Source organism: Kitasatospora sp. NPDC050543, from assembly GCF_044457565.1.
Lineage (GTDB): Bacteria > Actinomycetota > Actinomycetes > Streptomycetales > Streptomycetaceae > Kitasatospora.
The window spans coordinates 1-12,613 of sequence record NZ_JBITGZ010000021.1; the positions used below are offsets into that span (position 1 = coordinate 1).

15 protein-coding genes are annotated in these 12,613 nt (G+C 74.7%); 7 read left to right on the forward strand and 8 right to left on the reverse strand.

Annotated features, from left to right (window positions below):
- Positions 1–158: 158 nt before the first annotated feature.
- Complete coding sequence (locus ACIBH3_RS23930) at positions 159–581, reverse strand: CBS domain-containing protein (protein ID WP_396314095.1); 423 nt, start codon at positions 579–581, stop codon at positions 159–161.
- Positions 578–1,666: a slipin family protein gene (locus ACIBH3_RS23935; protein ID WP_396314096.1), complete on the reverse strand. Its 1,089-nt coding sequence runs from the start codon at positions 1,664–1,666 to the stop codon at positions 578–580. The genes ACIBH3_RS23930 and ACIBH3_RS23935 overlap by 4 nt, the downstream gene beginning before the upstream one ends.
- Before the next feature lie 143 nt (positions 1,667–1,809).
- Between ACIBH3_RS23935 and ACIBH3_RS23940 the strand changes: the two genes are divergently transcribed.
- Positions 1,810–2,625 carry a uracil-DNA glycosylase gene (locus ACIBH3_RS23940; protein WP_396314097.1) on the forward strand — a complete coding sequence of 272 codons (816 nt, stop codon included), beginning with the start codon at positions 1,810–1,812 and terminating at the stop codon, positions 2,623–2,625.
- Positions 2,626–2,676: 51 nt separating this feature from the next.
- On the opposite strand, the gene ACIBH3_RS23945 is transcribed toward ACIBH3_RS23940, so the two are convergent.
- The 3 genes from ACIBH3_RS23945 to ACIBH3_RS23955 all read right to left on the reverse strand — a co-directional run bounded on the left by ACIBH3_RS23945 (position 2,677) and on the right by ACIBH3_RS23955 (position 4,468).
- Entirely contained in the window at positions 2,677–3,561 is an 885-nt protein-coding gene (locus tag ACIBH3_RS23945) for a CHAD domain-containing protein (protein ID WP_396314098.1), read from the reverse strand.
- A gap of 197 nt (positions 3,562–3,758) precedes the next feature.
- Positions 3,759–4,145, reverse strand: a complete 387-nt coding sequence (locus ACIBH3_RS23950) for a hypothetical protein (protein WP_396314099.1) — start codon at positions 4,143–4,145, stop codon at positions 3,759–3,761.
- A complete protein-coding gene (locus ACIBH3_RS23955; RefSeq protein ID WP_396314100.1) occupies positions 4,142–4,468 on the reverse strand; it encodes a hypothetical protein in 327 nt (108 codons plus the stop codon). Before ACIBH3_RS23955 ends, ACIBH3_RS23950 begins: the two co-directional genes overlap by 4 nt.
- A 650-nt stretch (positions 4,469–5,118) precedes the next feature.
- Here ACIBH3_RS23955 and ACIBH3_RS23960 point away from each other — a divergent pair.
- The 4 genes from ACIBH3_RS23960 (at position 5,119) to ACIBH3_RS23975 (ending at position 7,749) form a co-directional block, all read left to right on the forward strand.
- Positions 5,119–5,790, forward strand: coding sequence for a hypothetical protein (locus ACIBH3_RS23960; RefSeq protein ID WP_396314101.1), 672 nt, complete (start codon positions 5,119–5,121; stop codon positions 5,788–5,790).
- Between the two features lie 261 nt (positions 5,791–6,051).
- Positions 6,052–6,888, forward strand: coding sequence for a DsbA family protein (locus ACIBH3_RS23965; protein ID WP_396314102.1), 837 nt, complete (start codon positions 6,052–6,054; stop codon positions 6,886–6,888).
- An 84-nt stretch (positions 6,889–6,972) separates the two neighbouring features.
- Complete coding sequence (locus ACIBH3_RS23970; RefSeq protein ID WP_396314103.1) at positions 6,973–7,593, forward strand: vitamin K epoxide reductase family protein; 621 nt, start codon at positions 6,973–6,975, stop codon at positions 7,591–7,593.
- A gap of 18 nt (positions 7,594–7,611) precedes the next feature.
- Positions 7,612–7,749 carry a hypothetical protein gene (locus ACIBH3_RS23975; protein ID WP_396314104.1) on the forward strand — a complete coding sequence of 46 codons (138 nt, stop codon included), beginning with the start codon at positions 7,612–7,614 and terminating at the stop codon, positions 7,747–7,749.
- A gap of 88 nt (positions 7,750–7,837) precedes the next feature.
- Here the strand turns inward: ACIBH3_RS23975 and ACIBH3_RS23980 are convergent, their stop codons facing one another.
- From ACIBH3_RS23980 to ACIBH3_RS23990, 3 genes are all read right to left on the reverse strand, one after another.
- On the reverse strand, positions 7,838–8,875 hold the full coding sequence (locus ACIBH3_RS23980) for a serine hydrolase domain-containing protein (RefSeq protein WP_396314105.1): 1,038 nt from the start codon (positions 8,873–8,875) through the stop codon (positions 7,838–7,840).
- A 110-nt stretch (positions 8,876–8,985) separates the two neighbouring features.
- Positions 8,986–9,504, reverse strand: a complete 519-nt coding sequence (locus ACIBH3_RS23985; RefSeq protein WP_396314106.1) for a GNAT family N-acetyltransferase — start codon at positions 9,502–9,504, stop codon at positions 8,986–8,988.
- Between the two features lie 88 nt (positions 9,505–9,592).
- Positions 9,593–10,006: an ankyrin repeat domain-containing protein gene (locus tag ACIBH3_RS23990; RefSeq protein WP_396314107.1), complete on the reverse strand. Its 414-nt coding sequence runs from the start codon at positions 10,004–10,006 to the stop codon at positions 9,593–9,595.
- 409 nt (positions 10,007–10,415) lie between these two features.
- Here ACIBH3_RS23990 and ACIBH3_RS23995 point away from each other — a divergent pair, with 409 nt between their 5' ends.
- Together ACIBH3_RS23995 and ACIBH3_RS24000 are read left to right on the forward strand one after the other, a co-directional pair.
- A complete protein-coding gene (locus ACIBH3_RS23995) occupies positions 10,416–10,610 on the forward strand; it encodes a hypothetical protein (RefSeq protein ID WP_396314108.1) in 195 nt (64 codons plus the stop codon).
- Positions 10,611–10,746: 136 nt separating this feature from the next.
- Positions 10,747–12,393, forward strand: a complete 1,647-nt coding sequence (locus tag ACIBH3_RS24000; protein ID WP_396314109.1) for a hypothetical protein — start codon at positions 10,747–10,749, stop codon at positions 12,391–12,393.
- Positions 12,394–12,613 lie beyond the last annotated feature (220 nt).

Below are 12,613 nucleotides of genomic sequence, written 5' to 3' on the forward strand. Positions count from 1 at the left end.
CGGGGGCCCGGCCCCCAGGGGCCGGGGGGGGGGCGGCGGGCGGGGGTGGTTAAACCCGGGCGCCCCCCCCCGGGGGGGCCCCGGGGGGGGGGGGGGGCCCACCCCCCCCCCCCCCCGCCACCGCGCGAACCCCTGCTCCACGACCCGTACGACCCGGGCTACTCCGCACACACCGCCGTGACGAACTCGGCGACCCGCGCCTGCGGGAGGCTGCGCGCGATGTCCGCCTCGCTGATCATCCCGACCAGCTTGTGGTCCGGGTGGTCGATCACCGGCAGCCGGCGAACCTGGTACTGCTCCATCACCCGGAGCACCTGATCGGTGTCCTCGTCGGCCTCGACCACCATCGGCCAGCCCTGGGCCAGGTCGCCCGCGGTGACCTCGGCCGGGTCACCGCCCTCGGCGACGCACTTCAGCACGATGTCGCGGTCGGTGATGATGCCGAGCAGCTTCTGCTTCTCGTCACAGATCGGCAGCGCTCCGACGTCGCGCTCCTTCATGATTCTCGCGGCGTCGGCGAGTGTGTCACCCGGGCCGACGCACTCCGCCCCCGTGTGCATGATGTCACTGGCCTTCGTCATGATCGGCCCTCCTGACCCTGCCTGCCCAGTCCGGTTACTCCATCCTGGTCCGCTCCCGGGGCGTCCGCCACCGGGCCCGGGGGCCTCACCCTGTCGTGCCCGTTCGCCGCGTGCGCGTCCGCCCCGTGGTCGTCCGGCGCGGACCCGTCCTCCAGGCGCCGCTCGGTCACACCGTCCAGCGGCGATTGCGCCAGCAACTCCTCCAGTGGCGGCAGTTCCAGCTGTTCCACGGCATCCGCGGCCTCCGCGGCCTCCGCCAGCTCCGGCTCCTCACCGCCGGTCAGCGCCGCCTCGGCCTTGGCGGCGGACGCCGCGGCCGCCAGAACCTGGGCATCGGTCGCGCTGTCCAGGAAGCGCAGCAGCTCCACCGGGAACGGCAGGACGAGCGTCGAGTTCTTCTCCGCCGCGACCTCCACCACGGTCTGCAGCAGCCGCAGCTGGAGCGCCGCCGGGGTGGCGCTCATGACAGCCGCGGCCTCCGAGAGCCGGGCCGAGGCCTGGAACTCGCCGTCCGCGGTGATGATCCGCGCCCGGCGCTCCCGCTCGGCCTCCGCCTGCCGGGACATCGAGCGCTTCATCGACTCCGGAAGCGCGACGTCCTTGATCTCCACCCGGTCGATCTGGATCCCCCAGCCGAGCGCCGGGCTGTCCAGCATCAGTTCCAGGCCCTGGTTCAGCGGCTCGCGGTTGGCCAGCAGGTCGTCCAGCTCGCTCTTGCCGATGATCGACCGCAGCGAGGTCTGCGCGACCTGCGAGATCGCGAAGTCGTAGTCCTGCACGTTGACGGTGGCCAGCACCGGGTCGGTGACCTTGAAGTAGACCACCGCGTCCACCCGGACGGTCACGTTGTCCCGGGTGATGCCCTCCTGGGCGGGAATGGGCATCGTCACGATCTGCACATTGACCTTACGGAGCCGGTCGGCGGCCGGCAGCAGGAACACCATCCCCGGCTGGCGGATCTCCTGCCGCACCCGCCCGAACCGGAACACCACACCCCGCTGGTACTGCTGGACCACGCGCAGGCTGAACCCGGCCCAGACCGCCGCCAGCAGTACGACCGCCACCACCACATCGACAATCAGCATCGCTGTCACCTCGGGCGCTACCGCACTCCGGCCGCCGTCCCTGCCCGGTGGGGCGGACGGCAACCGGAGCAACTGCTTCCACGCTACGCCTGAGCGGGCGCGGCCGGAACGGGCAGCTCGGGCGCCCTGCGTAGGATCGGCGCATGCCGGAGCCCAGCCCGTTCGCGCAGCCTTCGCCCAGCCGCGCCGCCAGCCCGGACGACCCCTCCTTCCCGGCCCGCGCCGCCGCCCGGGCAGGGCGGCTCGCCGCGCTGGACGCGGTCGTGGTCGGCTGCCGGGCCTGCCCGAGGCTGGTCGGCTGGCGTGAGGAGGCCGCCCGCACCAAGCGGAAGTCCTATCAGGACTGGGAGTACTGGGGGCGTCCCGTGCCCGGCTTCGGCCCGACGGACGCCGCACTGCTGCTGGTCGGACTCGCCCCCGCCGCCCACGGCGCCAACCGTACCGGCCGGATCTTCACCGGCGACCCCTCCGGGGACCTGCTCTACGCCGCGCTGTACGACCTGGGCCTCGCCTCCCGGCCGCACTCGGTCAAGCTCGGCGACGGCCTGGAGCTGCACGGCGTGCGGATCACCGACCCCGTCCGCTGCGCCCCGCCGCAGAACCGGCCCACCCCGCTGGAGCGCGACACCTGCCGCCCGTGGATCGCCCGCGAGTTCGCGCTGCTGCGGCCCACCGTCCGGGCCGTGGTCGCGCTCGGCGGCTTCGCCTGGCAGGCGCTGCTGCCGGCGCTGGCCGCCGCCGGCTGGGAGCCGCCCCGGCCCCGGCCGCGCTTCGGCCACGGTGCGCACGCCACCCTGCCGGCGGCCCACGGCGGTGCGCCGCTGGAGCTGTACGGCTGCTACCACGTCAGCCCGCGCAACACGTACACCGGGCGGCTGACCACCCCGATGCTGCGGGACGTCCTGCGGACCGCCGCGCTGGCCGCCGGGCTGGAACCCGCACCGGAACCGGATGCGTGAGAAGCGAGCCGAGGGGACGGGAACCCCGGAGCCCCGAAGCCTCGCGGCGGCTCAGGCGAGGCGGCTGAGCTTCCGCTTCGCCGCCCGGGCCCAGGCGCCCGGCAGCTCCTCGCGCGCCCGCGCCGCAGCCGCGAGCTGCCCGCCGTACAGCACCCCGAAGACGAAGGCGTCCGGCCCGCCGTTCTCCGCCAGCGTGTGCAGCGCGCCCGCCGCCACGACCGCGTCCTGGTGTTCGCCCAGCGCGTCCTGGACCGCCTTCATCCGCTCGGTGTAACGCTCGGCCGGGCGCCCGGCCACCGGCTTCGCGGTCTCCCCCGCGTACCGGGCGCGCTTGGCCGCCTTGCGGGCCTCGTGCAGCGCCAGGTCGCGTTCCGGCCCGGCGCCGGTGGCCAGCGCCCGGCGTACCCGTACGGCGGTGCGGCGCTGCTCGCGGGCGGCGATGCGGGCGAGTTCGGGGCCGGCCGGACGCCGGGCACGGCCCCGCAGCGGCGGATCGGCCAGCAGCCGGTCCAGCGCCTCGGTGAAGGCGCGGTGGCGCGGGCTGTCGAGCGCGTCCACGACCTCGGGCCAGGCCCGCCGGTACTCCCGCTCCGACCAGGCCGTCAGCCGCTCGGCGGTGCGCTGCGGCTCGCACTCGGCCGGCAGCTCCCGGGCCGCCGCGAGCAGCCGTTCCCGCAGCACCTCGTGGTCCCTGGCCTGCCCGAGCGCCGCGCCGAGCCACTTCGCCTCGGTCGCCAGGTCCCGGGCGGGGCCGGCGGCGAGCAGCCGGCGGTACGTCCGCAGGGCGCTTCGCAGCCGCCGGCAGGCCACCCGCATCCGGTGGACGGCGTCGGGTTCGTCGGCCCGCACGGCCGGTTCCAGCGCGGCCAGCACCTCGGCCTGCGCCGCCAGCCGGGCCAGCAACGCATCCCCCACCGTGGTCACGCGCTTCGTCAAGGCGCTCACCCCTTCCGAGGCACGACCGGACCTCTCGGGACGGCCGGAGAGGCGGGCGGACTCCGAGAGGCGGGCGGCCGGGCGGGACTCCGGCGGTCCCAGTCCAGCGTAGGGCCGGGGCCGGTGTCGGCGCACCGGCCCATGGGCGGACGGGCGAGGAGCACCCCGCCGCGCGACCGGTGCGCCGACGCGCCCGGCTAGGGCCGGAGTTGGATCGCCAGCGAGAGCGTGTAGCCGACCAGTGCGCCGAAGAAGGCGACGGCGGTGGCGTGACGCGCGGTGAAGGGGAGGCCCGCGAGGGCGGGGTAGAGCAGGACGGCGGACCCGGCGGCCACATCGGCGGCGTACAGGCCGATGGGCGGCACGACGTTGGTGGTGTGGGCGGCCCAGCCGGTGGCCACCAGGAAGCCCGTCAGCAGCACGAACCCGGAGAGCAGGCCGGCGCCGATGGTCGACAGCGCGGGGTGCGGGCCCTCGGCCTCCTCACCCTCGGGGAGTGCGGGGCGCATCCGGTGCGCGGTGGCGAGGCTGGCGACGGCGACCGTGATCGCGGTGGTGGCACCGATCAGCGGGGCGAGGTTCATCTGAGACTCCGGGGCGAGGGGTGGAAGAGGGCGGCCAGCGCGGCCGGGACAAGAACGGTGACGAGCAGGACGACGGCCCACACGGTCGGTTCGAGACCGGGCGGAGCAGGGGGTGCGGACAGCGGCGGCGCGGCCGGGACGGCCGTGGCGGCCACCAGCGCGGGTGCGTGCACGACAGGTGGGGCGGGTGGCGGCGCGGTGGGCGGTGCCTGCGGCACCACCGCCACGGCGGGTACGGCCTTGGCCGGGCGCGGCGCGGGTGAGGCGGGTGCCTCCTGGTGCGGGGCGGCCGCCGGGGCCTCGGCCTTCGCCGGTGCAGGCACCGGGGGCAGCGGGGCCTTCGGCGCAGCCGGGGGCGTGGGCACCGGCTGCGAAGGCTGCGGTGGAGCGGGGACGGACGGTTCCGGAGCCGGCGGCGGGGTGGGCGCGGGCGGATCCGGCACCGCGGGCGGGGACGGCGGGCAGGGCAGCTCCGGAGGCTCCGGCGGCCGAGGTGGATGGGGAGGATGGGGAGGATGGGGAGGATGGGGAGGATGCGGTACGTGGGGCAGGTGAGGCAGATGCGGGAGGTGCGGGAGGTGCGGCGGCCGGGCTACGGGAGCCTCCGGCAGCTCCGGCAACTCGGACAGTTCGGGCAGCGCGGGCAACGCGTGCCACTCGATCAACTCGGGAGCCAAGGAGGGGTGTGGCAAGTGCGACGGGTGGAACACGGGTGGCGAAGGGGCCGTCGGCAGCAGCGGCATCGGCGGCGGCAGCTGAGGGTGGGGGGCATCGTCCATCAGCCGATTGTGCAATCAGCCTGCGCCGGCTGACGGACCACCACCGGCCGTGATCGCGCAACCCATCGCAAGGGTGAACGCCATCGTCGTCCCATCCGGACAGACGACCGATGACACGGCATCCGTTCCCCGTCGGCCGGAGAACCCTGACACACCCTCGTGCCCTGCGCCCACCCCATGGCATACTCCGGAGCATGACGTCCACCCATGCGACCAGGGCCCTGCGGGCTGCGGTGTTCACCGCGCTCGCCGTGCCCCTGTCCGCACTGGGCCAGGTCGTCCTGACCGGCCGCCCGCTACCGCTCACGCTGGTGGCCGCCGCGACCGTCGCAGTCTTCCTGGTCGCGGCCGTGCTGGCCGGGTCCGAGCGCCGGCTGGTGCAGATAACGGCGGTGCTCGTCCCCGTCGAACTGCTGCTCAACACGACCTTCAACCTCGGCCAGGCCACCTGCGCCCCGGCCCTCGGGCCCGACCACCTGCCCACCCGCGGGATGGGCCTGCTGGTCTGCGGCGGAGGCTCGGTGGACGGCTCGTTCCTCTCCGAGCAGCTGGGCCACCCCGGCCCGGTGGCACCCGCCCTGACGCAGCTGTTCGTCCTGCTGGTGCATCTGGCGATCGCGCTCGCCGCCGCCGTCTGGCTGCGCCTGGGCGACGCCGCACTGAGCGGCCTGGCCCGCGCGCTGCGCTCGCTGCGCCAGAGCGTCGCCACCCCGCTGCGGTTCCTGCTGCTGCTCGCCCCGGTGCCGGCCAGGCCGGTGCTGCGGGTGCCCCTGCCGGCCTCCGACCGACCGCGCCCACGGCGCGAGCTCGTCGTACTCAGCCCAGCTCCCCGGCGCGGCCCACCGGTGTTCGCGCCCGCCTGCTGACGCCGTCCGCCCACCCCTGCCGCTCCCGCCGCTCCTGCTCCTAGGAGTGCCGTGCACGAGCCGTGCCGCAGCGGTACGGGCGCCGGGTGTGCGCACTGCTCGACCGAGCCGCGCAAGCACCCCGGCACCGACGGACGGCACCCGGCACGGGCCCCCGCCCCGACCACCGTCCAGCGCCCGCAGGCGCGCCGCCGTACACCGCGCGGCCCTGCGGAACGGCGCGCACCCGCGCCCGCGCAGCCGTACAGGAGTTGACCAGCCATGACCCAGAACCAGAAGCAGAACCAGAACCACGCCGACCGGCTCACCGCACGCGAGCGGATCCAGCAGGCCCACGAGCGCCAGGCCCGCGCCGACCGGCTGCGCCGCCGGATAGTGATCGGCGTGTCGGCCACCGCCCTCCTCGCCCTGGCCGGCGGCACCGCCCTCGCCATCAACGCGGCGAGCTCCGACGGCGCCGCCGCCACGGACACTGTCGATGTCACCGCGGCCTCCGCCCCGCTGGTGGTGCCCGCCAACACCTCCGGCCCCGACGGCACCCTGGTCGTCTACGGCAAGGCCGACGCCCCGCACACCCTCCAGGTGTTCGAGGACTTCCGCTGCCCGGTCTGCAGGACCTTCGAGTCGGCCGACGGCAAGGCCGTCCAGCAGCTCGCGGACGACGGCACCTACAAGATCGAGTACCACCTGGCCGCCTTCCTGGACACCAACCTCGGCGGCAAGGGCTCGCACACGGCACTGGCCGCCGCCGGCGCCGCGCTCAACGAGGGCGTCGACAAGTTCAAGCAGTTCCACGACGTGCTCTACGCCAACCAGCCCGACGAGCGCGAGGACGCCTTCGGCGACGTCAACCACCTGCTCACCCTCGCCGACAAGGTGCCCGGCCTGAAGACCGACGCCTTCACCAAGGCCGTCACCGAGGGCACCTACGCCCCCTGGGCCGCCAAGGTCGCCACCGCCTTCGACTCCAGCGGCGTCACCGGCACCCCCACCGTGAAGCTCGACGGCAAGCCGCTCACGCTGTTCGCGGGTGGCGGCCGGACCATGTCGCCGGAGCAGTTCACCGCACAGATCCAGCAGGCCACCGCCGCACACTGAGCACCGCCGGCCCGGCCGCCACCGGCCGGGCCGGCTCCTCTCCCCTCACCTCGAAGGTCTCTCCAACCTCACCGGAGTGCGCCCATGTCCGCCCCGACCACGCCCGGCCGCCCGCCCATCCCGGCCGGCCGCGCCTTCGCGCTGCTGCTGACGCTGACCGGGCTGCTCGGCCTGATCGCCTCGGCCGTACTGACGCTGGACAAGCTCCGGCTGCTCAAGGACCCCTCGTACATCCCCAGCTGCAACATCAACCCGATCGTCAGCTGCGGCTCGGTGATGCGCAGCGAGCAGGCCGAGGCCTTCGGCTTCCCCAACTCCCTGCTCGGGCTCGCCGGGTTCGCCGCGCTGCTGACGATAGGCATCGCGCTGCTGGCGGGCGCGGCCTTCCACCGCTGGTTCTGGCTCGGCCTCCAGTTGGGCGCACTGCTCGGTCTGGCGATGGTGCACTGGCTGATCACCGCGGCGCTCTACGACATCGGGGCGCTCTGCCCGTACTGCATGGTGGTCTGGGCCGCCACGTTCGCGCTGTTCTGGTACACCACCCTGCACAACCTGCGCGGCGGCGTCATCCCCGTCCCCCGGCCGCTGCGCCCGGTGGTGCGCGAGACCGCCCGCTACCACTGGGCCGTCCCGGCGCTCTGGTACGCCGTCATCGCCCTGCTGGTCCTCAACCGCTTCTGGTACTACTGGCGCACACTCATCTGACGGCCGGCCCTCAAGTGGATGCTGTCCCACCTTGTGATCGACGCCGTGCCGGCCGCCACCTCACTCGCCACGGCGGGGCCCACCACCGTCCTCACCGCCGGTCCGGAGGACCTCACCGCGCTCTGCGGGAACCACGTGACCGTCATCGAGCTCTGACCCCTGCCGCATCACCGGCGCCGGCCCGGGCCGCTCCGCGGGCCACCCGGCTGCGGGCGCGGCGAGGTGTGCTCCGGCCACCGCGCTGCTAGCTGCCGAAGACCTCGCGGCGGAAGGCGGTGCGCAGGTCCGTCAGCAGCTGGATGTCGCGGCTGTAGTGGACCTTGTTGGTGAGCAGCACGGCCCAACGGCCCAGGCTGCGGGAGAGCCAGATCGCCGTACCGGTGAAGCCGTAGTGCATGAAGATCCCGTGGGCCGGGTCCGCTCCGGCCGCGCAGAGCCAGGAGAGGCCGCGGGTCGGGGTGAGGCCGTTGGTGTGCTCGCGCAGGGAGCGCTCGACCCAGTCTTCGCGGGCCGAGGGGCGCAGCAGGGAGGTCAGGAAGAGTCCCAGGTCCCCGGCGGTGGCGAAGGCGCCGGCGCTGCCGCAGACGCCGCCGAGCAGCCGGGCGGACGGGTCGTGCACCACGCCCCTGAGGTAGCCGCCGGTGCTCTCGTGGTACTCGGTGGGAGCGGTGCGCTCCAGCAGCTCGCCGGTGAGCGGGCCGTACCGGGTGTCGGTCATGCCCAGCGGCCGCCAGACCTCGCGGGCGGCGAGTTCGGCGAGCGGGGTGCCGGTGAGCGACCCGACCAGGTAGCCGAGGATGATCGCGGACCGGTCGGTGTACTCGACGGCCTCCCCCGGCGGCCGGTGCAGCGGCGCGGCGAGCACGCCGGCCCGGATCGCGGCCGGGTCGGTGCCGTAGAGCCGCTCGAAGTTGGTCCGCAGGGGGACGCCCGAGGTGTGGGTGAGCAGTCGGCGCGCCGTCAGGGCGCCGACCGGCAGGCCGGTGACCTCCTGCCAGTACGTGCCGAGGGGGTCGTCCAGCGGGAGCCGCCCGGCCTGCCAGAGGGCGCCGACACAGGGCCAGAGGGCGACGATCTTGGTGAGGCTGGCCAGGTCGAAGACGGTGTCCTGGGCCATCGCCGGCCGCGGTGAGCCGCGGCCGGCCGGGCCGGAGCAGCCATGCGCCCGGATGCCCTCGGCGCCGCCGGCCGCCCAGACGGCTCCGACGCCCGCCCGCCGCACGCCCTCCCGTACGAGCGCCGTCAACGGGCCGCTGCCGACCGTCATGTCCCCCGCTGTCATGTCCCCACCTTCCTCGCCGTCGGCGGGGAGCCTACCCAGCTCGCGGCCTGCCGGACCGCGCTGAGCGGGGCGGATCCTGTCGGCGTGTCAGGGGCGGGTCAACGGGCGGGTCAGGGCGCCGGGGCCTCGCCGGCCGGCAGCTCCTTGCCGAGGCAGACGCTCTGCGGGTGGTCGCGGTAGATGCCGAACTTCTGGATCGGGCCGTACCCGGTGGAGGTGTAGAGCGCGATGGCCTCGGGCTGCTCGGTGCCGGTCTCCAGGACGACTCTGACGCGGCCCGCCTCGGCGGCGGTCTCCTCCAGGCGGCGCAGCACCGCGCGGGCCAGGCCCCGGCCGCGCGCGGCCGGCGCGACGAACATCCGCTTGAGCTCCGCGTCGCCGTCCCGCAGGCCGTGCGGGTCGGCCTTCTTGGCGCGCCAGCCGCCGCAGGCCACCGGCTCACCGCCGAGGTAGGCGATCAGGAAGAGACCGGCCGGCGGCTCGAAGTCGTCCGGGTGCATCTGGGTGAGGTCGGGGTCGCCGTAGCGGCGCACGTACTCCTCCTGGACCTCCGCCGAGAGGCGTTGGGCGTCCGGGTGGCCGTAGCCGGTCACTCGTATGTCGACGGTGGTCTCCAGGGTGTTCTCCATGGTGGACCAGCCTACGACGCGGGGGTGCCGGGGCAGGCCCGCGGGCCGCTCGCCCGGCTCGGGGCAGGCGGTGCGCCCGCCCGGGCGGTCAGCGGTCCTCGAAGCGGGCGACCAGGTCCTCCTTGCCGAACATCCGGGCGGTGTCGACGGCGGAGGGGGTGCCGGCGGCCGGGTCCGCGCCGCCCTGGAGCAGGACGTCCAGGACGTCGTCCGCACCCTTGAAGACGGCGCCGGCCAACGGGGTCTGGCCCCGGTCGTTGGCGCGGTCCGGATCGGCGCCCCGCTCCAGCAGCACCTGCACGGTGGCGGCGTGGCCGTGGTACGCGGCCAGCATCAGCAGGGTGTCGCCCCGGTCGTTGGAGAGGTTGGCGGGTGCGCCGGCGTCGACGTAGGCGGCGAGCGTCGCCGAGTCGCCCGTCCGGGCGGCGTCGAAGAGCCGACCCGCCAGTTCGACGACCTCGGCGTCGGGGGTCTGCGGCGTGGGGTCGGCGGAGTCGGCCATGGTGAACCTTTCGACGGAGGGTGACGTACCGCACCGTAGCGGCGGGCGCGGGGGCGATCCAGCGACTGTCCGGAATGTGGCGCCGAGGCCGGGGCGGCCGTGTTCCCGGCGCGCCGCGGCGCGCCGGGAACACGCCCTGCGGGGTAGGACACGCGGGCGCGTTGGTTACGCCGCCGTTCGAGCGAACTTCGGTCGGCCACCGGCTGTTTCCGGCCACCGCCGCGGGAATGCCTCGGCGCAGCCGGGGAGCGGCCCGGCAAGGCCGAACCGGGGCGGTTCGCGTACGCCACCGATCGGCGATCCGAAAGGGAACCACCCATTTGCGCCGTTCCATCATCTATTACTTTTTGTCACGATTAGGGCACTTTCCGTGACGCTGTCCCAGTCACCCTCACCGAGGAGCAGACGCGTGATCCTCTCTATCTCCGGAATCGTCCTGTTCGGCACCATCGCCTTCCTGTTCTTCCGCCGGGACGGACTAAAGCCGTCCCACGCCCTGGTCTGCGCCCTCCTCGGCTTCTACGTGGCGGGCTCCTCCATCGCCCCGAGCATCACGGCCGGCGGCGCCAGCCTGGCCGGCCTGCTCGGCGGCATCAAGTTCTGAGCCGCCACTCCCCGTACGGGCCCGGGCGCGGATCCCACCGCCCCGGGCCCGCCCCTGCTTCACCAGCCCCTGCTCCACCCAGCCCGCTGCTCCACCAGCCCCCACCGACCGTCCCATCCGCCCGGGGAGTCAAGGAATGTCCCTCAACCGCCATCTCACCAAGAGCCGCGACCTCGCCCGTACGGCAGGCGACCACGCCGCCGACATGTTCGCGCCGCTCACCCTCATCGGGCGCGGGCTGCGGCGCCACGCCGAGTGGACCAGGAACCGGTGGCGGGCCACCCCCAAGGACCGGCGCGGCCCCACGCTCTTCCTCGGCGCGGCCTGCCTGGTCGGCATCTTCCTGCTGCCGCACGGGCCACTGTTCGCCCTGGTGGCACTGATGGCCAGCGCCGCCTGGGTGGGACGCTCCCCCAAGGGCCCGCCCACCCCGCCCGAGCCGGACGTCGCCGAGCTCAAGCTCGCCGCGCTGTACACCGCGCTCACCCCGTACCTGGCCGGGCCGGAGGACCTCAGCCCGCTCTACCGCTTCGAGGGGGACTACCGGACGGCCTTCGGCAACTGGGCGTTCGACGGCGACGGGCGGCTGGCCGAGCTGGAGATCACCTACCCGGCATACTTCACCGACACCGAACCGGGCGCCCGGGCCCGGATCGAGCAGGTGATCCAGGGCAAGGCGGGCCGCGCCCGGGAGTACCGCTTCGACTGGGACGAGGAGTCCAACCGGCTGCGGATCAGCGCGCTCGCCCCGCTGCCGACCGACATCGCCGCCCAGCGCTTCGTGACCGCGCCGGGCGAGATCGTGCTCGGCTTCACCGACGAGGCCGGCAGCCCCCGCATGATCCCGGTCAACCAGGCCGGCGTCTCCGCCCAGCAGCCGCCGGTGATCTGGCGCACCGGCCCGCGCAGCTCCGAGCCGCACCTGCTGGCCCTCGGTGCGACCGGCTACGGCACCTCCACCCTGCTCCGCTCGATCGCGCTCCAGGCGCTGCCGTTCGGCGACCTGGTGGTGATCGACGGCGCCGGCACCGGCGAGCACGCCTGCCTGGTCAACCGTCCCGGCGTGCACACCGTGGAGACCAGCCTGCACGGCACGCTGGCGGCCCTGGAGTGGGCGGCGCGCGAGACCGAACGGCGGCTGGCCGCCCTCAACGCCGCCCGGCAGGCCGGCACCCAGCCCCCCGAGGACGCCACCCGCCCGCTCTGGCTGCTGCTGGACCACCCCACCGAGCTCAGCGAGCTCGCCCACGCCGAGGGCCGCCCGGACCCGCAGGACCTGCTGGAGACCCCGCTGCGGCACGGCCGGGCCGCCCGGGTCACCGTGGTGATCGCCGACGACATGGAGGCCCGTGACCGGATCACCCCGGCCGTCCGCGCCACCACCCGCGCCCGGGTCGTCCTCGGCCCGACCACCGCCGACGAGGGACACGCCGCGCTCGGCGCACCCCTGGACATCGCACCCGCCGTGCACGCTCCGGCCGGTCGCGGCTACGCCCGGATCGGCAACACCGCGCCGGTGAGGCTCCAGGTCCCGGCGACGGTGGACCCGCTGGACGACGAGGCACCCGCCCAGCTGCGGGACGCCGTGATCGCGCTGCTCCCGCACCACGACACCCGCACCGAGGCCGCCGCGCCGCCCGTCGAGCCGCCGGCCCGCCCGGAGCACCCCCCGGCCACGCCCGCCACGGCGATGGACGCCCGGCAGGGTGCGGAGGTGGCCGCCGACCCGGTCGCCGACCCCGCCAAGGAGCACTCCGGGGCGCGCCCGCGCCCGGTGTGGTGAGCACCGCCCGAGCGCCCCGCCACCCCCGAGCACCGGGGGCGGGCGGCGCCAGCGGATCCCGTCCCGGTACGCTCGTGGTAGAACGTCGAAACGATCACCCGATGTGAGAGAAGTGACACCTAGGGTGATATCACCGGCCAGATGTGACAAATCGGGCGCCGATGGGTACAAACAGGGACGGCACGACAGACGACGCATGTCCCCGGACGGGAATCTTCGT

What these genes read in the sequence shown, in the direction of transcription:
- ACIBH3_RS23930 (WP_396314095.1), bottom strand. Translation starts at nt 581, where the DNA reads ATGACGAAGGCCAGTGACATCATGCACACGGGGGCGGAGTGCGTCGGC.
- ACIBH3_RS23935 (WP_396314096.1), bottom strand. Translation starts at nt 1,666, where the DNA reads ATGCTGATTGTCGATGTGGTGGTGGCGGTCGTACTGCTGGCGGCGGTC.
- ACIBH3_RS23940 (WP_396314097.1), top strand. Translation starts at nt 1,810, where the DNA reads ATGCCGGAGCCCAGCCCGTTCGCGCAGCCTTCGCCCAGCCGCGCCGCC.
- ACIBH3_RS23950 (WP_396314099.1), bottom strand. Translation starts at nt 4,145, where the DNA reads ATGAACCTCGCCCCGCTGATCGGTGCCACCACCGCGATCACGGTCGCC.
- ACIBH3_RS23960 (WP_396314101.1), top strand. Translation starts at nt 5,119, where the DNA reads ATGACGTCCACCCATGCGACCAGGGCCCTGCGGGCTGCGGTGTTCACC.
- ACIBH3_RS23965 (WP_396314102.1), top strand. Translation starts at nt 6,052, where the DNA reads ATGACCCAGAACCAGAAGCAGAACCAGAACCACGCCGACCGGCTCACC.
- ACIBH3_RS23970 (WP_396314103.1), top strand. Translation starts at nt 6,973, where the DNA reads ATGTCCGCCCCGACCACGCCCGGCCGCCCGCCCATCCCGGCCGGCCGC.
- ACIBH3_RS23975 (WP_396314104.1), top strand. Translation starts at nt 7,612, where the DNA reads ATGCTGTCCCACCTTGTGATCGACGCCGTGCCGGCCGCCACCTCACTC.
- ACIBH3_RS23980 (WP_396314105.1), bottom strand. Translation starts at nt 8,875, where the DNA reads ATGACAGCGGGGGACATGACGGTCGGCAGCGGCCCGTTGACGGCGCTC.
- ACIBH3_RS23985 (WP_396314106.1), bottom strand. Translation starts at nt 9,504, where the DNA reads ATGGAGAACACCCTGGAGACCACCGTCGACATACGAGTGACCGGCTAC.
- ACIBH3_RS23990 (WP_396314107.1), bottom strand. Translation starts at nt 10,006, where the DNA reads ATGGCCGACTCCGCCGACCCCACGCCGCAGACCCCCGACGCCGAGGTC.
- ACIBH3_RS24000 (WP_396314109.1), top strand. Translation starts at nt 10,747, where the DNA reads ATGTCCCTCAACCGCCATCTCACCAAGAGCCGCGACCTCGCCCGTACG.